The organism is Burkholderia sp. AU16741 (genome assembly GCF_002223345.1).
GTDB classification, from domain to species: domain Bacteria; phylum Pseudomonadota; class Gammaproteobacteria; order Burkholderiales; family Burkholderiaceae; genus Burkholderia; species Burkholderia sola.
In genome coordinates this window covers 46,536-65,718 of the sequence record NZ_NKEZ01000002.1, presented here as the reverse complement: position 1 = coordinate 65,718, position 19,183 = coordinate 46,536, and the positions used below count along the sequence as shown (strand labels likewise).

19 protein-coding genes are annotated in these 19,183 nt (G+C 68.0%); 3 read left to right on the top strand and 16 right to left on the bottom strand.

Features of this window, described 5'->3' with window-relative positions; genetic code table 11:
* Nucleotides 1-29 precede the first annotated feature (29 nt).
* Nucleotides 30-743, bottom strand: a complete 714-nt coding sequence (locus tag CFB89_RS01585) for a transposase (RefSeq protein WP_027783329.1) — start codon at nucleotides 741-743, stop codon at nucleotides 30-32.
* Nucleotides 744-936: 193 nt separating this feature from the next.
* Between CFB89_RS01585 and CFB89_RS01580 the strand changes: the two genes are divergently transcribed.
* On the top strand, nucleotides 937-1,668 hold the full coding sequence (locus CFB89_RS01580) for an OmpW family protein (protein WP_034209756.1): 732 nt from the start codon (nucleotides 937-939) through the stop codon (nucleotides 1,666-1,668).
* A gap of 191 nt (nucleotides 1,669-1,859) precedes the next feature.
* On the opposite strand, the gene ugpQ is transcribed toward CFB89_RS01580, so the two are convergent.
* From ugpQ to CFB89_RS01520, 12 genes are all read right to left on the bottom strand, one after another.
* Entirely contained in the window at nucleotides 1,860-2,630 is a 771-nt protein-coding gene (ugpQ, locus tag CFB89_RS01575; protein WP_089466480.1) for a glycerophosphodiester phosphodiesterase, read from the bottom strand.
* A 28-nt stretch (nucleotides 2,631-2,658) separates the two neighbouring features.
* A complete protein-coding gene (locus tag CFB89_RS01570; protein WP_089466479.1) occupies nucleotides 2,659-3,744 on the bottom strand; it encodes a sn-glycerol-3-phosphate import ATP-binding protein UgpC in 1,086 nt (361 codons plus the stop codon).
* 29 nt (nucleotides 3,745-3,773) lie between these two features.
* Nucleotides 3,774-4,619: a sn-glycerol-3-phosphate ABC transporter permease UgpE gene (gene ugpE, locus CFB89_RS01565; protein WP_050013146.1), complete on the bottom strand. Its 846-nt coding sequence runs from the start codon at nucleotides 4,617-4,619 to the stop codon at nucleotides 3,774-3,776.
* Nucleotides 4,616-5,500 carry a sn-glycerol-3-phosphate ABC transporter permease UgpA gene (gene ugpA, locus CFB89_RS01560; RefSeq protein WP_089466478.1) on the bottom strand — a complete coding sequence of 295 codons (885 nt, stop codon included), beginning with the start codon at nucleotides 5,498-5,500 and terminating at the stop codon, nucleotides 4,616-4,618. Before ugpA ends, ugpE begins: the two co-directional genes overlap by 4 nt.
* A gap of 96 nt (nucleotides 5,501-5,596) precedes the next feature.
* Nucleotides 5,597-6,931, bottom strand: coding sequence for a sn-glycerol-3-phosphate ABC transporter substrate-binding protein UgpB (ugpB, locus tag CFB89_RS01555; RefSeq protein WP_089466477.1), 1,335 nt, complete (start codon nucleotides 6,929-6,931; stop codon nucleotides 5,597-5,599).
* An 88-nt stretch (nucleotides 6,932-7,019) separates the two neighbouring features.
* Entirely contained in the window at nucleotides 7,020-8,228 is a 1,209-nt protein-coding gene (locus CFB89_RS01550; protein ID WP_089466476.1) for a deoxyguanosinetriphosphate triphosphohydrolase, read from the bottom strand.
* 41 nt (nucleotides 8,229-8,269) lie between these two features.
* Nucleotides 8,270-9,349 carry a 3-dehydroquinate synthase gene (gene aroB / locus CFB89_RS01545; protein ID WP_089466475.1) on the bottom strand — a complete coding sequence of 360 codons (1,080 nt, stop codon included), beginning with the start codon at nucleotides 9,347-9,349 and terminating at the stop codon, nucleotides 8,270-8,272.
* Nucleotides 9,346-9,900, bottom strand: a complete 555-nt coding sequence (locus CFB89_RS01540; protein WP_089466474.1) for a shikimate kinase — start codon at nucleotides 9,898-9,900, stop codon at nucleotides 9,346-9,348. Before CFB89_RS01540 ends, aroB begins: the two co-directional genes overlap by 4 nt.
* Nucleotides 9,901-9,940: 40 nt before the next feature.
* Complete coding sequence (pilQ, locus tag CFB89_RS01535) at nucleotides 9,941-11,572, bottom strand: type IV pilus secretin PilQ (RefSeq protein ID WP_089466473.1); 1,632 nt, start codon at nucleotides 11,570-11,572, stop codon at nucleotides 9,941-9,943.
* Nucleotides 11,569-12,435 carry a pilus assembly protein gene (locus CFB89_RS01530; protein WP_089466472.1) on the bottom strand — a complete coding sequence of 289 codons (867 nt, stop codon included), beginning with the start codon at nucleotides 12,433-12,435 and terminating at the stop codon, nucleotides 11,569-11,571. Before CFB89_RS01530 ends, pilQ begins: the two co-directional genes overlap by 4 nt.
* Nucleotides 12,432-13,088 (bottom strand): fimbrial protein, encoded by a 657-nt coding sequence (locus CFB89_RS01525; RefSeq protein WP_089466471.1) that lies wholly within the window; start codon nucleotides 13,086-13,088, stop codon nucleotides 12,432-12,434. The genes CFB89_RS01530 and CFB89_RS01525 overlap by 4 nt, the downstream gene beginning before the upstream one ends.
* Nucleotides 13,085-14,008: a competence protein ComA gene (locus CFB89_RS01520; protein ID WP_089466470.1), complete on the bottom strand. Its 924-nt coding sequence runs from the start codon at nucleotides 14,006-14,008 to the stop codon at nucleotides 13,085-13,087. The genes CFB89_RS01525 and CFB89_RS01520 overlap by 4 nt, the downstream gene beginning before the upstream one ends.
* 220 nt (nucleotides 14,009-14,228) lie before the next feature.
* On the opposite strand from CFB89_RS01520, the gene CFB89_RS01515 reads away from it, so the two are divergent.
* Nucleotides 14,229-16,622, top strand: coding sequence for a penicillin-binding protein 1A (locus tag CFB89_RS01515; RefSeq protein WP_179233359.1), 2,394 nt, complete (start codon nucleotides 14,229-14,231; stop codon nucleotides 16,620-16,622).
* Nucleotides 16,623-16,703: 81 nt separating this feature from the next.
* Here CFB89_RS01515 and cyaY read toward each other — a convergent pair whose 3' ends face one another.
* Nucleotides 16,704-17,030 carry an iron donor protein CyaY gene (gene cyaY, locus CFB89_RS01510; protein ID WP_089466468.1) on the bottom strand — a complete coding sequence of 109 codons (327 nt, stop codon included), beginning with the start codon at nucleotides 17,028-17,030 and terminating at the stop codon, nucleotides 16,704-16,706.
* 36 nt (nucleotides 17,031-17,066) lie between these two features.
* Here cyaY and CFB89_RS01505 point away from each other — a divergent pair, with 36 nt between their 5' ends.
* Nucleotides 17,067-17,345, top strand: a complete 279-nt coding sequence (locus CFB89_RS01505) for a lipoprotein (protein ID WP_089466467.1) — start codon at nucleotides 17,067-17,069, stop codon at nucleotides 17,343-17,345.
* A gap of 50 nt (nucleotides 17,346-17,395) precedes the next feature.
* On the opposite strand, the gene msrQ is transcribed toward CFB89_RS01505, so the two are convergent.
* Nucleotides 17,396-18,100 (bottom strand): protein-methionine-sulfoxide reductase heme-binding subunit MsrQ, encoded by a 705-nt coding sequence (gene msrQ, locus CFB89_RS01500; RefSeq protein WP_089466582.1) that lies wholly within the window; start codon nucleotides 18,098-18,100, stop codon nucleotides 17,396-17,398.
* Nucleotides 18,101-18,120: 20 nt separating this feature from the next.
* Complete coding sequence (gene msrP / locus CFB89_RS01495; RefSeq protein ID WP_089466581.1) at nucleotides 18,121-19,116, bottom strand: protein-methionine-sulfoxide reductase catalytic subunit MsrP; 996 nt, start codon at nucleotides 19,114-19,116, stop codon at nucleotides 18,121-18,123.
* Nucleotides 19,117-19,183: the final 67 nt, after the last annotated feature.

Genomic DNA, 19,183 nt, shown 5'->3' with positions numbered 1-19,183 from the left:
AGCGCCGCTTCTGGCCCGCCTTTCCGGCGTTACTGCTGGATCGGCGGCGTGTTCTCGCGCACCTTTCTGGGGCGTCCGCGCGGCAACGGCGACACGCGCCGGTTCGCGGTGCGCGCCGCCCACTCGCGGTAATTTTCGCCTCCGAGCACCCAGCCCTTCAGCGTCGCCTGCTGCAGCTGGTCGGCCTGCCGCTCGTCGAGCGGCTGCTCGCACAGCTCCTTGTACGCGCGCTGGCGGTCGAACGGCGTGTTGCCGAGCGCCCAGTAGAGCGGATGGTCGGTGATCAGGCTGTCGACGGTGAGCCCGACGTGATGCCGGTAGCTCGACCAGCGATAGGCCTCGGGCGTCGCGACGAGCTGCGAGCGCACCGGGCTCATCTCGACCACGCGGCTCGCGAGCAGGAAATAACGCTCGCCTTCGATCACCGTCGCGCGATAGCGGCCTTCCCACAGCGTGCCGCGCCGCGAATAGCGCCGGTTGAAATGCGCGACGTAGCGACGACCGACGGCCTGCATCGCCTTCGGCAGGCTGGCCTCGTCGCTCGGCGTCACGAGCAGTTGCACCTGGCGCGGCAGCAGCACGTAGGCATGCACCGACAGGTGGTGATCGCGTGCGGCGGCCTTCAGGCAATCGATGAAGAGTTCGTAGTCCTGGTCGTCGACGAACGCGGGTTGCTGATCCAGGCCGCGCAGTATCACGTGCTGCGGCTGGTCGGGAACGTAGAGTCGTGCTAACCGTGCCATGCTGAATGTCCGTTTGAACGCGTTAGGAAATACCCGGAGGTCCGAAATAGCGCACCTGCGTAGAATGCCTGTCCCTGCGGCGCGCGTATGCGTACGGTCGTGCGAATCCTAGGGAGAAAACTCTAACTTACGAGCTTGTTTGGTTTTAAACGCAGTCGTCATAATGAGCACGCCTTTGATCGGAGGAGACACAATGAAACGAAAACTGGCCATTACGGGGGCCGCAGCGCTCGCATTCGCGTTCGCGGGCGGTACGGCACACGCACAATCCGCAGGTGATTTCTACGTCAGCACCGGCTGGTTCCACCTTTCGCCCCAGGACAGCAGCGACCCGCTGTTCGTCTACGGCGTAGGCGGCACGCCCATCAACCAGTCGATTCCCAACACGGGCGCCGGCATCAGCGACGCCGATACGCTGGGGCTCGCGACGGGTTACTTCATCACCGACCATATCTCCACCGAGCTCGTCATGGGGATACCGCCGAAGTTCGACATCACCGGCAAGGGTCAGTTCGAAAGATTCGGCGTACTCGGCCGTGCGTACCAGTGGAGCCCGGCCGTGTTGCTTCGCTACCACTTCAACGACGCCAACGCGAAATTCCGTCCGTATGTCGGCATCGGCGCCACTTATGTCTGGTTCACCGGCGCGAAGATCACGAACGGCAGCTTCGAGAACGGCGTGCTCGGCGGCCCGACCAGCGCGACCACCAGCAACCAGTGGGCGCCCGTCTTCAACGCCGGCTTCACGTACAACTTCACGAAACACTGGTTCGCGGGCCTGTCGCTCTCGTACATCCCGGTCAGCGTGACCGCGACTTTCACGACGGCCCGCCGGACGCCGGTCGGGACGCTGACGGAAACATCGAAGGCCCACATCTCGCTGAACCCGATCGTCACGTACCTGAACGTCGGCTATCGCTTCTAAGCGTAGTCGAATATTTGGGGAATGGTTAATCCCGCTGCAATTTGTAGCGGAATTTTCCTGGCGTAACGTCTCCACGATGCAAAACGCCCCGGCGGGAATCCCGTCGGGGCGTCGTTTTTTCGCGTCAGGCACGTTCGGTGCACGGGTTTTGCCGGACGCCACCGCTACTCAGAGGCCGTGGCCGGGGGCCATCAGACGATGTCGATGTCGTCCAGTGCATCGGGCGCGATCAGGTCGATGCGGTCCGTGCACACGGCATCGACGCCCCAGCGCGCGAGTTCGCGCGCCCGTTCGAGGTCGTTCACCGTGTAAACCAGGATGCGCAGCCCGGCCGCCTTGATCGCACGCACGAGCGGTTCGTCGAGCCGGCTGTGGTCTGCATGCAACGATACGCAGTCCAGCGCGTCGATCACCTGCGCAGGCCAGTCGTCCGGCACGACTTCGTAGAGCATCCCGCGCGGCAGGCCCGGCACGGTCGCGCGTGCCTGCTGCAATGCGTCGAACGAGAACGACGACAGCAGCGGCGCCACGGCGGCATCGCGCCAGTACGCGGCCGCGTCGGCCGCCACGCGCTGCCCCGTTTCGCGCTCGCGCCCCCGGCACGGCTTGATCTCGACGTTCGCCGCCAGCCCGTGCACGAGGCAGCGTGCCGCGGCCGCCTCCAGCGTCGGCATCCGCTCGCCCGCGAAGCGGGCATCGCGCCACGCGCCGGCATCGAGCGCGGCCAGCGCCGCATAACGCATGTCCGCCGCCGCTCCGTGGCCGTTCGACGTCCGGTCGACCGTGTCGTCGTGCAGCAGGAACGTCACGTCGTCGGCCGACAGCTTCGCGTCGAACTCGACCATCCGGTGACCGCGCCGCGCGCCCTCGTCGAGCGCGGCAAGCGTGTTCTCCGGCGCGAGCGTGCCGCCGCCGCGATGGGCGACGACGCGCGGATAGGGCCAGTCGGGGCGGGTGATCATCGTCGGTCTCTCGGCGAATGCAGCGGTTTCAGCCGGCACGCTTGCCGGTTTCGGGATCGAAGAAATGCAGCCGGTGCGCGGGCAGCGCGGCCGCCAGCGCCGTGCCGCGCGCGGGGCGGTCCGCGTGCGGCAGGCGCACCGCGACGTCGTGATCGCCCCAGCGGCCGTGCGCGAGATTGTCCGCGCCGAGCAGCTCGCACGAATCGACCGGCAGCGTCGCGTGCGCGACGCCCGGCTGCGGCGTCATGTGCTCGGGACGCACGCCGAGCACCCAGTCGCGCCCGGCGGCGATCTCGCGGCCGATACCCGGCGCGCCGGCGACCGGCAGCGCGGGGCCGCCGCCCGCGACCGTGAAGGTCGCGCCGTCCTCCGACAGCCGGCCGTGCATCAGGTTCATCGCGGGCGAGCCGATGAAGCCCGCGACGAACACCGTCGCCGGTTTCTCGTACACGTCGACCGGCGCGCCGATCTGCTCCGCGTAGCCGCGGTTCATCACGATCACCCGCTGCGCGAGCGTCATCGCCTCGATCTGATCGTGCGTCACGTACACGCTCGTCGTCGCGAGCCGCGCGTGCAGCCGCTGGATCTCGAGCCGCATCTGCACGCGCAGCTTCGCATCGAGGTTCGACAACGGCTCGTCGAACAGGAACACCGACGGCTCGCGCACGATCGCGCGCCCCATCGCGACGCGCTGCCGCTGGCCGCCCGACAACTCACGCGGCCGCCGCGCGAGCAGCGGCTCGAGCTCGAGGATCTTCGCGGCCGCGGCCACCCTCGAATCGATCGTCGCGCGCTCGATCCCGCGGATCTTCAGCCCGTAGCCCATGTTCTGCGCGACCGTCATGTGCGGGTACAGCGCATAGTTCTGGAACACCATCGCGATGTCGCGATCCTTCGGCTCCAGCGTGTTGACGACCCGGTCGCCGATCGCGATCTCGCCGTCCGTCACGGTCTCGAGCCCCGCGATCATCCGCAGCAACGTCGACTTGCCGCAGCCCGACGGGCCGACCAGCACGATGAATTCGCCGTCGGCGATCTCCACGTCGATGCCATGCAGCACGTGCTGCTTGCCGTCGTAGGATTTCCTGACGCCCTTCAAGCTCAGCGCAGCCATACCTGGTCCTTCTCCCGGTTGCCGTGGGGTTATTTTTCGGAATCGACGAGGCCGCGCACGAACCAGCGCTGCATCGCCAGCACGACGACGAGCGGCGGAATCATCGCCAGCAGCGTCGCCGCCATCACGTATTGCCATTCGGTCGCGGCGTCGCCGCTCGCGATCATCGTCTTGATGCCCACCACCGCCGTCGACAGCGACGCCTCCGTCGTGATCAGGATCGGCCACAGATACTGGTTCCAGCCGTAGATGAACGTGATCACGAACAGCGCCGCGATGCTCGTCTTCGACAGCGGCAGCACGACGTCCCAGAAAAAGCGCAGCGGCCCCGCGCCGTCGATGCGCGCCGCGTCCATCAGTTCGTCGGGCAGCGTCATGAAGAACTGGCGGAACAGGAACGTCGCGGTGGCCGACGCGATCAGCGGCAGCGAGAGCCCCGCGTAGGTGTTCGTAAGATGCAGCGTCGACACGACCTGCACGGTCGGGAAGATCCGCACTTCCACCGGCAGCATCAGCGTGACGAAGATCAGCCAGAACGCCGTATTGCGGAACGGGAAGCGGAAATAGACGATCGCGTACGCGGACAGGATCGACACCGCGATCTTGCCGACCGCGATGCCGAGCGCCATCGCGAAGCTGTTCACGAGCAGGCGCCCGAACGGCGCCGTCGTGCCGCCGCTGCCGTGCCCCCAGATATACGCGACGTTCTCGAACAGGTGCGTGCTCGGCACGAGCGACAGCGGCACCGTGAACACTTCCTGCGCGTTCATCGTCGCCGCGCAGAACGCGACGTACACGGGAAACACGATCAGCACGACGCCCGCGATCAGCACCGCGTGGCAGAACAGGTCGAAGCCCTTGCGATTCTCGATCATGCGTATTGCACCCTGCGTTCGACGAAGCGGAACTGGATCACCGTGAGCCCGACGACGACGATCATCAGCACGACCGACTGCGCGCCCGAACTGCCGATGTCCAGCCCCTGGAAGCCCTCCGCGAAGATCTTGTAGATCAGCGTCTTGGTGCTCTGCGCCGGGCCGCCGCCGGTGGCCGCGTCGATCACCGGGAAGGTGTCGAAGAACGCGTAGACGAGGTTCACGACCAGCAGGAAGAAACTCGTCGGCGACAGCAGCGGCAGCACGATGTTGAAGAAGCGCCGCACCGGCCCGGCGCCGTCGATCGCCGCCGCCTCGATCAGCGAGCGCGGAATCGCCTGCAGCCCCGCGTAGAAGAACAGGAAGTTGTAGCTCACCTGCTTCCACACCGACGCCAGCACGACGAGGAACATCGCCTGCCCGCCGTTGAGCGCATGGTTCCACACGATGCCGCCCTTCGCGAGCGCATACGTGATCAGGCCGATGCTCGGGTTGAACAGGAACGCCCACAGCACGGCCGCGATCGTCGGTGCGACCGCGTACGGCCAGATCAGCAGCGTGCGGTACACGCGCGCGCCGCGGATCACGCGGTCGGCGCACGCGGCGAGCAGCAGCGACACGACGAGCCCGCTCACCGTGACGAGCGAACTGAACACGAGCGTCGTGCGGAACGAATCGAGATACAGCGGATCGGCGAACAGGTGCGTGAAGTTCGCGAAGCCGACGAATTCGCTCGACGTGCCGAACGCGTCCTGCATCTGCGTGGACTGCCACAGCGCGACGCCGGCCGGCCACAGGAAGAACACGGCGGTAATCGCGAGCTGCGGCGCGATCAGCAGGTACGGCACCGGGCTCGTACCGAAACGGGAACGGGATTGCATCGCGGATATCCGGTCAGGCGAAACGGAAAGGAAACCCTGCCGCCGGACGGCCCGCGCTCGCGCGCGGCGCCGCCGGCGGCACGAAGCGATGCGTGCTCAGCCGCCCGACTTCTCGAAGCGGCGCAGCAGTTCGTCGCCGCGCGACGCAGCCGAGTCGAGCGCATCCTTCGGCGACTTCTTCTGCGCCCAGACCTGTTCGAACTCCTCGTCGACGACCGTGCGGATCTGCGGCATGTTACCCAGGCGCAGCCCCTTCGTGTACGGCAGCGGCGGCTTGTTCAGCATCTGCTTGATCGCGGTTTCGGCGCTCGGGTTCTTCGCGTAGAAACCCTGCTGGCGCGTCAGGTCGTACGCGGCGGTCGTGACCGGCAGGTAACCCGTGTCCTGGTGCCACTTCGCGGCGACGGCGGGTGAAGCCAGGTACGCGAGGAATTTCGCGACGCCCTTGTAGGTCGCCGGATCCTTGCCGGCCAGCACCCACAGGCTCGCGCCGCCGATGATCGCGTTCTGCGGCGCGCCCTTCACGTTCGCGTCGTACGGCATCATGCCCGTGCCGTAGCTGAATTTCGCGAACTTCTGCACGTTCGCGAGCGCGCCCGACGATGTCGTCAGGATCCCGCAGTCGCCGCTGTAGAACTTCGCCGACGCTTCATCCTTGCGGCCCGCGTACGTGAACGTGCCGTCCTTCGCCATCTGCTGGAGGAAGGCGATATGTTCGATCTGCTGCGGCTTGTTGAACTCGAGCACGGCGTCGGTGCCGTCGAAGCCGTTGTTGCGGCTCGCGAACGGCAGCCCGTGCCATGCGCTGTAGTTCTCGAGCTGGATCCAGCCCTGCCAGCCGGTCGTGAAGCCGCACGCCATCCCCGACTTGCGCAGCTTCTCGGCATCGGCCTTCACGTCGGCCCACGTCTTCGGCGGCTGGTTCGGATCGAGGCCGGCCTTCTTGAACGCGTCCTTGTTGTAGTACAGCACCGGCGTCGAACTGTTGAACGGCATCGACACGAGGTGGCCCGTCTTCGCGTCGCTGTAGTAGCTCGCGATGGTCGGCACGAACGCCTTTTCGTCGAGCGTCACGCCGGCCTGCTTGAACACGTCGTAGACCGGCACGACCGCCTTCTTCGCCTGCATCATCGTCGCCGTGCCGACTTCATAGACCTGGAGGATCGCCGGCGCATTGCCGCTGCGATACGCCGCGATGCCGGCCGCGAGCGCCTGGTCGTAGGTGCCCTTGAAGACCGGCACGATCTTGTAGTCGCTTTGCGACGCATTGAACTGGTCGGCGATCGCATTGACCCGCTCGCCGAGCGCGGCCTCCATCGCATGCCAGAACTGGATTTCCGTCGCGGCGAGCGCCACGTGCTGCACCCCGAACATCAGCGCGCCACCGAGCGCGATCGAACGAACCAGTGTCCCCGCAGGCTTCTTCTTCATCGACCTCTCCTATGAAAACGTTACCAACAGCGTGTGCAACATTTCCGTCGCCATTGAACCGGCGAAGTCTAGTGATCGTTTATGACAGTCAGTTGTCGTTGACGACGAACAGGCGCTGATATTCCTTCAGCGCGAAGCGGTCGGTCATGCCGGCGATGTAGTGCGCGACGAGACGCGGCTGCTGCGCCGTATCGTCGGACTGGTACGGCGGCGGCAGCAGGCGCGGATCGTCGATGAACGCGTCGAACAGCCCGGTGACGACGCGTTGTGCCTTGCTCGCCATGCGCATCACCTTGTAGTGGCGATACAGGTTCTTGAAGAGGAAGCGCTTGAGGGCCGCTGCCTGCGCGGCGACCTCGGGGCTGTGCGACACGAGCGGCGGCGCGTCGCGCACGTCGTCGAGCGACGCGGGTGCGGCGCGCACGAGATTGCGCGTCGTTTCGTCGATCAGGTCGACGATCAGCGTGTTGATGATGCGGCGCACCGTCTCGTGCACGAGACGACGGCCTTCGAGATGCGGGAATTCGGCGAGCGCCGCTTCGTAGTGACGCTGCCACAGCTCGACTTCCGCGAGCTGCTCGATCGTGATCAGGCCGGAGCGCAGGCCGTCGTCGACGTCGTGGTTGTTGTAGGCGATCTCGTCGGCGATGTTCGCGAGCTGCGCCTCGAGCGACGGCTGCCGGCCCTGCAGGAAGCGCTCGCCGAGCGCGCCGAGCTTGCGCGCATTCTCGCGCGAGCAGTGCTTCAGGATGCCTTCGCGCGTCTCGAAGCACAGGTTCAGCCCGTTGAACGCGCCGTAGTGCTCCTCGAGCTCGTCGACCACCGCGAGGCTCTGCAGGTTGTGCTCGAAACCGCCGTGCTCGCGCATGCACGCATTCAGCGCGTCCTGCCCGGCATGGCCGAACGGCGTGTGGCCGAGATCGTGCGCGAGCGAGATCGCTTCGACGAGATCCTCGTTCAGTCGCAGGTTGCGCGCGACCGAGCGCGCGATCTGCGCGACTTCGAGGCTGTGCGTGAGGCGCGTGCGGAACAGGTCGCCTTCGTGATTGACGAAGACCTGCGTCTTGTATTCGAGCCGGCGAAACGCGGTGGAATGGACGATGCGGTCGCGATCGCGCTGGAATTCGGTGCGCGCCGCCGGCGGGGTTTCCGGATGGCGGCGCCCGCGCGACTGCGACGCGTGCGCGGCATACGGAGCGAGATGGGCTTCCAGCGCCGCCAGCGTCGGCGGCTCGGCCACCGGCGCGGTGGATGCGCGGCTGGCTTCGGGCAGTGTGCTGCTGGATGTCTCGCTCACGTCTCCTCCATGTCAGGGGCGCCGGCGGATCGGGGCCGCCGTTAGCCGGTCGTCCGCGCCAGTGTAGCGAATACCGCTTCGTCCGGCGCCTGCGTGATCAGCGTATCGCCGAATCGCTTCAGCAGGATGAACTTGATTGCGCCGGCCTCGGCCTTCTTGTCGACGCGCATCAGGTCCATGTAGCGCGCATCGCCGAGCGCGGGCCCGCGGGTCGGCAGGTGCGCGGCCGCGATCACCGCATCGAGGCGCTGCCGCGACGCTTCGTCGAAGAGGCCGAGCCGCACCGACAGGTCGCCGGCCATCACCATCCCGCAGCCGACCGCCTCGCCGTGCAGCCATTCGCCGTAGCCGAGCCCGGCCTCGATCGCATGGCCGAACGTGTGGCCGAAGTTCAGGATCGCGCGCAGGCCGCCTTCGCGCTCGTCGGCCGCGACGACGCTCGCCTTGATCTCGCACGAACGCTTCACCGCGTGCGCCAGTGCAGCGGGCTCGCGACGGTTCAGCGCATCGACGTTCGCCTCGATCCAGTCGAAGAACTCGGCGTCGGCGATCGCGCCCGTCTTGATGACTTCGGCGACGCCGGCCGCCAGTTCGCGATCGGGCAGCGTCGTCAGCGCGCCGATGTCCGCGATCACGGCCTGCGGCTGGTAGAACGCACCGATCATGTTCTTGCCGAGCGGGTGGTTGATGCCCGTCTTGCCGCCGACCGACGAATCGACCTGCGACAGCAGCGTCGTCGGCACCTGGATGAACGGCACGCCGCGCATGTAACACGCGGCGGCAAAGCCCGTCATGTCGCCGACCACGCCGCCGCCGAGCGCGACGAGCGTCGTCTTGCGATCGGCGTGATCCGTCAGCAGGCCGTCGAAGATCAGGTTCAGCGTTTCCCAGTTCTTGCACGCCTCGCCGTCCGGCAGCACGACCGTCGACACGCGCTTGCCGAGCGGTGCGAGCGCCGCGCGCAGCGCGTCGCCGTACAGCGGATCGACCGTCGTGTTCGTGACGACCGTGACCGACGAACCCTTGATGTGGGGCGAGAACAGCTCGGTGCGGCCGATCAGGCCGGCGCCAATATGAATCGGATAGGCGCGGTCGCCCAGATCGACGTTGACAGTAATCATGCTTGTAGCGGCTTGGCGATGACGCCGGCCAGTTCGAGTTGCATCAGCACCATGTTGACGAGACCGTTGACCGACGGACGGCCGGTCTCGATGACGAAATCCGCGCATTCGCGGTACAGCGGGTCGCGCACTTCATAGAGGGATTCGAGACGCCCCTTCGGATCTTCCGTCTGCAACAGCGGGCGGTTCTTGTCCTTGCGCGTGCGCAGCCACAGATCGTGCGGGTTGGCGCGCAGATAGACGACGATGCCGTGGCTTTTCAGGCTGTCGCGATTTTCCGCGCGCAGCACCGCGCCACCGCCCGTCGCGAGCACGATGTTCTCGCGCTGCGCGAGCTCGGCGATCACCTGCGTTTCGCGATCGCGAAACCCGGCCTCGCCCTCCAGCTCGAAGATCACCGGAATGCGCGCGCCCGTACGGGCCTCGATTTCGTGGTCGGAGTCGAAGAACGTCCTGTCGAGACGACGCGCGACCGCACGGCCCACGGTGGTCTTACCCGCTCCCATAAGGCCGACGAAAAATACGTTTGCATGTGGGTCCCGCGCTTGCAACGGCTTCCTCTGCTTCAATCTTGCTGGTGTGTGGCGCAGCTTACTGGCAAAGCGGCTGCCTTGTCGAGCCTGCGCCGGCGGCTTCCGGCCCCGTTTCCTCGGCATCCGCGCCGCCCGCGCCGGGTGCGCCGCAACGCGCGTCGACGACGGTCGGCGTGATGAAGACGACCAGTTCGTTGCGCTGGTCGCGCTGCGCGCGGTGCCGGAAAAGCGCGCCCAGAAACGGTATTTTGCCCAAGAGCGGCACCCGCGTCACATCGTTCCGGCTCAGTTGTTCATAGATGCCGCCGATCGCGACCGTCCCGCCATTCTCGACCTCGACGCGCGTCTGTACGTGCTTCGTATGGATCGCGGGGCCCGCGGCGGTCGGCTCGCCGACGCTGTCCTTCGTCACGTCGAGATCGAGCACCACGCGCCCGTCCGGCGTGATCTGCGGCTCGACCTCCAGCTTCAGCGTCGCGCGGCGGAACTGCACGCCGCTCATGCCATTGCCCACCTTCGCCTGGTACGGCAGCTCGGAGCCCTGCTCGACGATGGCCTTGACACGGTCGGCCGTCACCACCCGCGGACGCGAAACGATCTGGCCCCGGCCCTGTGCCTCCAGCGCGCTCAACTCGATGTCGAGTACGCGGCTGAGCGGCGCGGCGAACAGCGTGAAGCCGGCGGTCGCCGCGTCGAAGCCGCCGAGCGGCCGCGCGGCGAGATCCAGCGCGTTGCGCGCATCCGCCGTGAAGGACGCACCCTCGGCCAAAGACGACCGCCCCTGCGCACGCAGCGCGACACGCGCGCCGAGGTTGCGCGAGAAACCCTGCTCGCCTTCGACGATGCGCGCCTCGATCCGGACCTGCCGCGACGGCCGGTCGATCGCGTCGATCAGGCCGGCGATCTGCACGATACGCGGCGCGAGATCGGTCACGAACAGCAGGTTCGTGCGCGGATCGGCCGCCGCGGCTCCGCGCTTCGACAGCAGGCGCTGGCCGGTCGCGCCGGCCAGCAGCCGCTGCACGTCCTGCGCGCGCGGATAGTGCAGCGCGAACGTCCGGCTCGCGAGCGGCTCCAGATCGGCGGCCCGCGCATGCATGTCGAAGCGCTCGCGTTCGCGCGCCGCCAGCTCGGCCGCCGGCGTGACCCAGACCACATTGCCGCGCCGGGACATCGCGAGCCCGTGCGTGTCGAGCAGTGTGTCGAATGCGTCGCGCCAGCGGACATTGTTCAGACGTAACGTGACCGTGCCGCGCACCTGCTCGCCGACGACGATATTGAGCCCCGTGAATCGCGCGATCGCGTCGAACGCAGCCGCGAGCCCGACACCCTGCAGATTCAACGAAATCCGCCGTGCGTCGTCCGCGTCGCCCGGTTGCCGTGCCGCGGCGTCGCTCATCCGGGCCGGCGGCGCCAGCGGGATCGGCGGCCCCTCCAGCGTGGGGACCGGTGCGGCGGTTTCCGTCTGCAGCGCCGTGCGCGCCGCCTGATCGAACGGCGGCGGGCCGGCCTCCTCCGCCACCGCGCTGCCCATGCTGTCGGCCACGCGCAGCGGCTGCGGCAGGCCCGGCACCGACACATCCGTCGCCCCGGCCGGCCAGACCGCCGGCAGCGGCGGCAACGACGCGCTTGCACCGGCTGCCGTCAGGCCGGCCCAGATGGCGAGCACCCAATAGCCGTGCTTCGTCATGGCCGGCCTCCGTCGTCAAGAACAAGCCGCTGCGGTCCGTCCGCCGTCGCAAGCGTCACGGCCGCGCGCTCGACACGCACCACGCGCGCGGCCCCCAGCACCTCGCCAGGTGCGACGGCCGTGAACGCGCCGTCGCCGTCGTCGAACAACGCGAGGCCGGCACGCGCGTCGCGAATCGTGCCGGCCAGGCGGGCTGCGCGCCCCGCCGCTTCGGCCGGGCCTACGTCGCCGAACGGATCGGTGTCGGGCGCCGCGGCGCGAACCGGCACGTTGCCCTCGGCAGCCGTTGTCGCCGGCAGCGCCGGAAATACGTCGACGGATATATCTACTCGCGCCGCCGACATGCCGCGCTCGATACGCAGCGCCGACGGTACCGCCAGCACCGGAAAGCGCGCCAGCCCGTCGACCATATGCAGCAGCGCGCGAAAACCGCCATCCGCGGCGAGGTGCACGGTACGTCGACCGTCCCGCGCCGCGCCCTCGGCACGCTGCGGTTCGACCGACACGCCATGCAGCCCGCTCGACGCGGCGAGATCGGCCAGCGCCAGCATCAGCGCGGCCCATTCCGGCGTAGGCGGCAAGCGACCGTCGCGCGTTGACGCAGGATGCCCGTCGCGTCGTTGTCCGGCGGAAGCCAGCACGCGCTGCGCGTCGGCCGCGCGTGCCTGGGCGGCGGCGAGCAACGCGCGACTATGTGCCAGCCCGCTCCAGTCGGCCGCATTTGCCAGATGAATGCCGCCTGCCAGCACGGCCGCGAACGCCAGCACGCAACCCGCCGCATGCGCAGCCGCCGGCGACACGCGCGGCACGCGGCCCACCCCGGCGCCCGCGTGCAGCGCTGGCCGATGTGCGAGCGTCGTCATGCGCCACCTCCCGACCCGGTCCGCGACGACGTCGTATCGTGCCAGCGCAACTGCACCGAGAACCGGAACGGCATCCCGGCCGTCGAAGCCGCCGCATCCGAAGCGGGCTTCAACGTATCTATATCGATCCGCCAGCCGCGCTGCTCGCGCGCCATCGCGGCGAGCCACCGCGCAGCCGCCCGGTAACTCGCGGCGCGCGCCTCGAGCACGGCGCCGGTCGTCGTCATCCGCAGCGCGTCGAGCCGGATCTGATCGGCCCGCACCCGCTTCAGGGTCGCCAGCAACCCTGCCACGCGCCGGTACGGCGCGGCCAGTGCAGCCGCCTGCGCGTCGCGCCGCGCGACGGCCGCGGCGGCATTGGCCGCGCTCGCCGCAGCAGCGACCTGCGGCTGCACCTGCCGCAGCCGTGCCTCCACGCCGGCGCGCTCGGCATCTACCCGCCACCGCGACAACACGGCAGCCCCCGTCCACACACCGGCGCCGAGCAAGCCGAGCAGGATCGCCCCACCGCACTGCGTAGCCCGCCGACGCCGCAACGCGTGCGCCAGCCGCTCGCGGTACGGCAGCAGGTTGAAGTCGCCGAGTACCGCCTGCACGGCTTGCTGGGCCGCAGCCGCGGCGCCGCCGTTTGCCGCCACGTGACCGGCCGTCATTCCCACACCCCGCGCAACGCCAGCCCGAACGCGACGGCAAACGCCGGGCCGCCCGGCATGGCGGCGCGCGCGCACGGCCGGCCGTCCCAGCCCGTGCAGTCGAACGGGATTACCGCCGTGCCGAGCACATCGCCGATCTCGGCAACCGACGTATCGAAGCGGGCGATACATCGCTCGTCCCCGGCGACGAGCACGCAACCGACTGCCCCCAGCACGCGCCGACGCAACGCATCGGGAAGCGCCTCCGGCAACGTGCCGGACAGGGTGAGCACGGGGATCGCCGATCGTCCCTCGATCCGCCAGCCGCGCACGCCCGCGTCGCAGAACCACAGCACGGCATAGGCGCCCTGCGCATCGAGTTCGAACTGCGCGGCATAGCGCAGCGCGCGCAGCACGGCGGCCGACTCGCCGTCGATCACCGTCAGATCGATGCCGGCCTGCGCGGCCACGTCGATCCGCCGCTCGAGCAGCGCCAGCGGCGCCACCGCCACCGCGATCTCGCCGGACTGCACGCCGCCGTAGTGCCGCCAGTCGAACGCGAGACTGTCCGGCGCGAGCCCCGAGATGCGTTCGGCGGCCTGCCGCGCGGCGTCCGGAATGTCGCCGCGCCCGGCCAGATCGAGCGTCGCGGTGCGCATCTCGTCATCGTGCAGCGCCATCACGCCGCGCGCGTCGCACTGCACGTCGGACGCCGACAGCCGCGCCACGGCCGCCGCCAGCGACCGCGCGACCGCCGCCCAACGCGCGTCTTCCGGCCCGCCCGCCAACCCGACCGGTTCCCGCTCGAGCCCCTCGACGCGCACCGTCGCTTCCCTGCCGCGCCGGCTCAGCACGGCCACCCTCACTTCGTGCGCGCCGACGTCGATTCCCGTCGACCGGTGCCTGCCCTGTGCAAACCGCGCCACCCATCGTCCTGCCATCCCAGCCTCCCGAGATCGTCGCGGCCCACGCCGCGTTTCCGAGCCCTGATTCTGCAAAGCGACGCGCGCGGCCGACAGTCGGCCAAACGGCCAGCATTGGCCCACGGCGGCCGTGCACGGACTATGCTGACGGCACGCCGACCCGCGGCTGTCCGACGGGCGCCTCCCGCGTCAGGACCGGTCTTACCGGGCAGCTATAATCGCGGGACTGTTTTCCGGTATGCCTATGCAATCCACGACTCCTACGTCCCCGCCTCCCGCTCCGGAGCCGAAGAAGCGGCCCTGGTGGCAAAAAGTCCTGCTCGGCTTCGCCGCGATGTGCGTGGCCCTCGTCGTGGCCGGCGGCCTCGTGCTCGGCTACGCGCTCGTGGTGGCCTGGCCGAACATGCCGTCGCTCGACGCGTTGACCGACTATCGGCCGAAGGTGCCGCTGCGCATCTACACGTCCGATCACGTGCTGATCGGCGAATTCGGCGAGGAGCGCCGCGACGTCGTCCATTTCAAGGACGTACCCGACTCGCTGAAGAAGGCGATCCTCGCGATCGAGGATGCGCGCTTCTACGATCACGGCGGCGTCGACCTCACCGGCATCATCCGCGCCGGCTTCGTCGCGCTGACCAACGGACACGCGTCGCAGGGCGCGAGCACGATCACGATGCAGGTCGCGCGCAACTTCTTCCTGTCGAGCGAGAAGACCTACACGCGCAAGATCTACGAGATGCTGCTCGCGTACCGGATCGAGCGTGCGCTGACGAAGGATCAGATTCTCGAGGTCTACATGAATCAGATCTATCTCGGCCAGCGCGCGTACGGCTTCGCGAGCGCCGCGCGGGTCTATTTCGGCAAGGACCTGAAGGACATCACGCTCGCGGAAGCCGCGATGCTCGCGGGGCTGCCGAAGGCGCCGTCCGCGTATAACCCGGTCGTGAACCCGAAGCGCGCGAAGGTGCGTCAGGAATACATCCTGCAGCGGATGCTCGAGCTGAACTTCATCACGCGCGAACAGTACGACGAAGCTTCCGCGCAGCCGCTCGTCGTCAAGGGGCCGGGCCGCGATTTCAGCGTGCACGCGGAGTACGTCGCCGAAATGGTCAGACAGATGATGTACGCGCAGTATCACGAGGAAACCTACACGCGCGGCTTCAACGTCGTCACGACGATCGATTCCGCGGACCAGCAGGTCGCGTACACCGCGCTGCGCAAGGGCATCATGGATTACGAGCGCCGCCACGGCTATCGCGGGCCGGAAGGCTTCATCGAGCTGCCGGCCGGTGCCGACGATCGCGAACAGGCGATCGACGACGCGCTGCTCGAGCACCCCGACAACGGCGAGCTGATCGCCGCGGTCGTGACGGCCGCGAGCCCGCGCCAGATCACGGTGGCGTTCATCGACGGCAGCACCGCGACGATCGAGGGCGACAACCTGCGCTTCGCGTCGAGCGCGCTGTCGGCCAACGCGCAGCCGAATCGCCGCATCCGCCCGGGCGCGATCGTCCGCGTGGTGAGGAACGACGCCGGCAAGTGGTCGATCACGCAGTTGCCGCAGGTGGAAGGCGCGTTCCTGTCGATCGTCCCGCAGGACGGCGCGATCCGCTCGCTCGTCGGCGGCTTCGACTACAACAAGAACAAGTTCAACCACGTCACGCAGGCGTGGCGACAACCGGGTTCGTCGTTCAAGCCGTTCATCTACTCGGCGTCGCTCGACAAGGGCCTCGGGCCGGCCACCGTGATCAACGACGGCCCGCTGTATTTCAGCGCCGCGGAAACGGGCGGCCAGCCGTGGGAGCCGAAGAACTACGGCGGCGGCTTCGAGGGCCCGATGTCGATGCGCACCGCGCTGCAGCGCTCGCGCAACCTCGTGTCGATCCGGATCCTGAACCACATCGGCACGAAATACGCGCAGCAATACATCACGCGCTTCGGTTTCGACGCCGAACGTCACCCGGCCTATCTGCCGATGGCGCTCGGCGCCGGTCAGGTCACGCCGCTGCAGATGGCCGGCGCGTACTCGGTCTTCGCGAACGGCGGCTACCGCGTCAATCCGTATCTGATCGCCGAAGTCACCGATCCGAACGGCGCGATCGTCGCGCGCGCGCAGCCGCTCGTCGCCGAACAGAACGCGCCGCGCGCGATCGACGCACGCAACGCCTACGTGATGAACAGCCTGCTGCAGAGCGTCGCGCAGCGCGGCACGGGCGCGCGGACCAACGTGCTGAAGCGCACCGACCTCGCGGGCAAGACCGGCACGACGAACGACTCGCACGACGCGTGGTTCGCCGGCTACCAGCACACGCTCGCCGCGATCGCGTGGATCGGCTACGACAATCCGCGCAGCCTCGGCGATCGCGAAACCGGCGGCGGCCTGTCGCTGCCGGTGTGGATCGACTACATGGGTGCGGCGCTGAAGGGCGTGCCGGAGTTCAAGCCGACGGTGCCGGACGGCGTCGAATCGCTCGGCGGCGAACTGTATTTCACCGAGTTCACGCCGGGGCACGGCTTCGTGTCGACGGTCGGCGTGCCGCAGGCGCCGGCCGCGCAGAACGTCGACGAGGCCGTGCCGCACGTCGACGAGCAGGAAAAGCAGGACATCATGAACCTGTTCCAGGGCCACTGACCCGCGGCCCGACCATGAAAAAAGCGCCCCGCGGGGCGCTTCTTCTTTGGGCACGACGTTCGGGGCCGATGCCCCGGCGCGTCACGCGCCGAACGTGATCGGCAGGCCGGCCTGCTGGGTCGCGTATTCGGTGAGCGCGGAGAAGAACTCGGTGCCCGTGCGCGTATCGCGCCACGCGCCGTCGACGAACCGGTAGTGGAATCCGCCGGCCTTCGCCGCGATCCATACTTCCTTCATCGGCGGCTGCAGGTTGACGATGATCTTCGAGCCGTTCTCAAACGTCAGCGTCAGCACGCTGCCGTTGCGCTCCAGATCGATGTCGTGATCGCCGTCGTTCGCGACGTCCACGGTACGCTCGACGGCCGCCAGCACGGCCTCGGCACGGGCCAGGTATTCAATATCGGACATGCTAAACTCTATCGGTTAAATTGTTCAGGGACGATCATGCGAGTCGTTTTCCGGATGAGCGCGATTGTAGCGGCTTTGGCGATTCTTGCCGGCTGCGGTCAAAGCGGCGCGCTCTATCTGCCCACCGTGCCTCCGATGCCCAAGCCGATCCAGCAGCAGAACACGCCGCCGTCGGACGTGAAACCGACCGACGAAAACGCGTCGTCCGACGAGTCGCCCGACACGTCCGGCTCGCCGCTCACGCTGTCGCCCGAGCTGTCGAGCAGCGCGTCGACCATGCCCGCCCCCGCATCGGGCCCGGCCGCCACGAAGTAACGGCGCGATGCCGCCCACGCGGCGCTCGCAACGAGGCGATGACTTCCCGGTCATCGCCTTTTGTTTTTCCGGGCCGCCGCGTCACGCACGCGCCGCCATCCCCACGCCACCAGCCGCCAGCCGAGCAGCGCGGCGACGATCGCCGCGTAAAGCTTCGGCTGCGCGAGATCGTGCTTGCCGGCCCGCATCCACCAGAAGTGCAGCACGCCGAACAGCGCGATCGCGTAGATCGCGCGGTGCAGCGTCGCCCAGTGGCGCCCCAGCCGGCGCACCATCGCGCGCGGCGACGTCGCGGCGAGCGGAATCAGCAGCACGAACGCCGCGAAGCCGACCGTGATGAACGGGCGCTTGCCGACGTCCTTCAGGATCGCGACCACGTCGAACCACTTGTCGAACCACAGGTAGGTCGTGAAATGCAGCGTCGCGTAAAAGAACGCGAACAGCCCAATCATCCGGCGAAAGCGCAGCAGCGGCGCGAAGCCCGTCATGCGCCTGAGCGGCGTGACGGCCAGCGTGACGCACAACAGGACGAGCGTCCACAAGCCCGTCGAGCGCGTGATGAACTCGATCGGGTTCGCGCCCAGCCGGTCGGTCAGCCCGAACAGCACGAGGCGCGCCAGCGGATAGAGGCCGGCCGCGAACACCAGTACCTTGGCCGGTGCGAGCCAGCGCGGCGCGGCGGGACGGACGGCACCGCCCCGCGCGGTGCGGGCGGCCGGCTCGGCCCGCGCGGGCGTGAGCGTCGAAGGCGGCATGTCGTTTCTCACCGTCATGCTCAAAAATTCTTCTTCAGGTCCATGCCCTGATACATCGATGCGACCAGATCGCCGTAGCCGTTGAACATCAGCGTCTTGCGCTTCGGCGTGAAGAAGCCGTCCTCGCCGATGCGCCGCTCGGTCGCCTGGCTCCAGCGCGGATGATCGACGTTCGGGTTCACGTTCGAATAAAAGCCGTACTCGTTCGCGGCGTACGTGTTCCAGCTCGTCTTCGGCTGCTTGTCGACGAAGCGGATCTTCACGAGCGACTTCGCGCTCTTGAAGCCGTACTTCCACGGTACGACGATCCGCACCGGCGCGCCGTTCTGGTTCGGCAGCACCTGCCCGTAGACGCCCATCGTCAGCAGCGTCAGCGGGTTCATCGCCTCGTCCATGCGCAACCCTTCCGAATACGGCCAGTCGAGCACGGGCGTCGACAGGCCCGGCATCTGCGACGGATCGGCCAGCGTGATGAACTGCACGTATTTCGCATTGCCGGTCGGCTGCACGCGCTTGATCAGCTCGGACAGCGGCACGCCGATCCACGGGATCACCATCGACCAGCCCTCGACGCAGCGCAGCCGGTACACACGCTCCTCGAGCGGGGCGAGCTTGAGCAGCTCGTCGAGATCGAACACCTTCGGGTGCTGCACCTCGCCCTCGACACTCACCCGCCACGGGCGCGGCCGCAGCGTGCCGGCGTTCTGCGCCGGGTCGCTCTTGTCGGTGCCGAATTCGTAGAAGTTGTTGTAGGACGTGATGTCCTTGAACGGCGTCACCTTGTCGATGGCGACGAACTTCGGGTTCGTTTTTGCCGCGAGCTTCGCCGCCCGCGGGTCGGGCGACGCATACGCGGCGAGCGCCGCGCCGCTGCTGCCGAACAGGCCGCCCGCGGCCGCGAGGCCGGCCGCCTGCAATACGCGCCGCCGGTTCTCGAATACCGCGCGCGGGGTGATCTCGCTCGGCGCGATATCCGCGCCGGTCAGTACGTTACGCAAAGGGCGTTTGATCCACATCGTGCAGTTCCTCCCGCATACGCGGCGCGCATGCTTCATCAGCGTTCGACCCGGCCCGTCACGCGCC

What these genes read in the sequence shown, in the direction of transcription:
- CFB89_RS01585 (WP_027783329.1), bottom strand. Translation starts at nt 743, where the DNA reads ATGGCACGGTTAGCACGACTCTACGTTCCCGACCAGCCGCAGCACGTG.
- CFB89_RS01580 (WP_034209756.1), top strand. Translation starts at nt 937, where the DNA reads ATGAAACGAAAACTGGCCATTACGGGGGCCGCAGCGCTCGCATTCGCG.
- ugpQ (WP_089466480.1), bottom strand. Translation starts at nt 2,630, where the DNA reads ATGATCACCCGCCCCGACTGGCCCTATCCGCGCGTCGTCGCCCATCGC.
- CFB89_RS01570 (WP_089466479.1), bottom strand. Translation starts at nt 3,744, where the DNA reads ATGGCTGCGCTGAGCTTGAAGGGCGTCAGGAAATCCTACGACGGCAAG.
- ugpE (WP_050013146.1), bottom strand. Translation starts at nt 4,619, where the DNA reads ATGATCGAGAATCGCAAGGGCTTCGACCTGTTCTGCCACGCGGTGCTG.
- ugpA (WP_089466478.1), bottom strand. Translation starts at nt 5,500, where the DNA reads ATGCAATCCCGTTCCCGTTTCGGTACGAGCCCGGTGCCGTACCTGCTG.
- ugpB (WP_089466477.1), bottom strand. Translation starts at nt 6,931, where the DNA reads ATGAAGAAGAAGCCTGCGGGGACACTGGTTCGTTCGATCGCGCTCGGT.
- aroB (WP_089466475.1), bottom strand. Translation starts at nt 9,349, where the DNA reads ATGATTACTGTCAACGTCGATCTGGGCGACCGCGCCTATCCGATTCAT.
- pilQ (WP_089466473.1), bottom strand. Translation starts at nt 11,572, where the DNA reads ATGACGAAGCACGGCTATTGGGTGCTCGCCATCTGGGCCGGCCTGACG.
- CFB89_RS01530 (WP_089466472.1), bottom strand. Translation starts at nt 12,435, where the DNA reads ATGACGACGCTCGCACATCGGCCAGCGCTGCACGCGGGCGCCGGGGTG.
- CFB89_RS01525 (WP_089466471.1), bottom strand. Translation starts at nt 13,088, where the DNA reads ATGACGGCCGGTCACGTGGCGGCAAACGGCGGCGCCGCGGCTGCGGCC.
- CFB89_RS01520 (WP_089466470.1), bottom strand. Translation starts at nt 14,008, where the DNA reads ATGGCAGGACGATGGGTGGCGCGGTTTGCACAGGGCAGGCACCGGTCG.
- CFB89_RS01515 (WP_179233359.1), top strand. Translation starts at nt 14,229, where the DNA reads ATGCCTATGCAATCCACGACTCCTACGTCCCCGCCTCCCGCTCCGGAG.
- cyaY (WP_089466468.1), bottom strand. Translation starts at nt 17,030, where the DNA reads ATGTCCGATATTGAATACCTGGCCCGTGCCGAGGCCGTGCTGGCGGCC.
- CFB89_RS01505 (WP_089466467.1), top strand. Translation starts at nt 17,067, where the DNA reads ATGCGAGTCGTTTTCCGGATGAGCGCGATTGTAGCGGCTTTGGCGATT.
- msrQ (WP_089466582.1), bottom strand. Translation starts at nt 18,100, where the DNA reads ATGCCGCCTTCGACGCTCACGCCCGCGCGGGCCGAGCCGGCCGCCCGC.
- msrP (WP_089466581.1), bottom strand. Translation starts at nt 19,116, where the DNA reads ATGTGGATCAAACGCCCTTTGCGTAACGTACTGACCGGCGCGGATATC.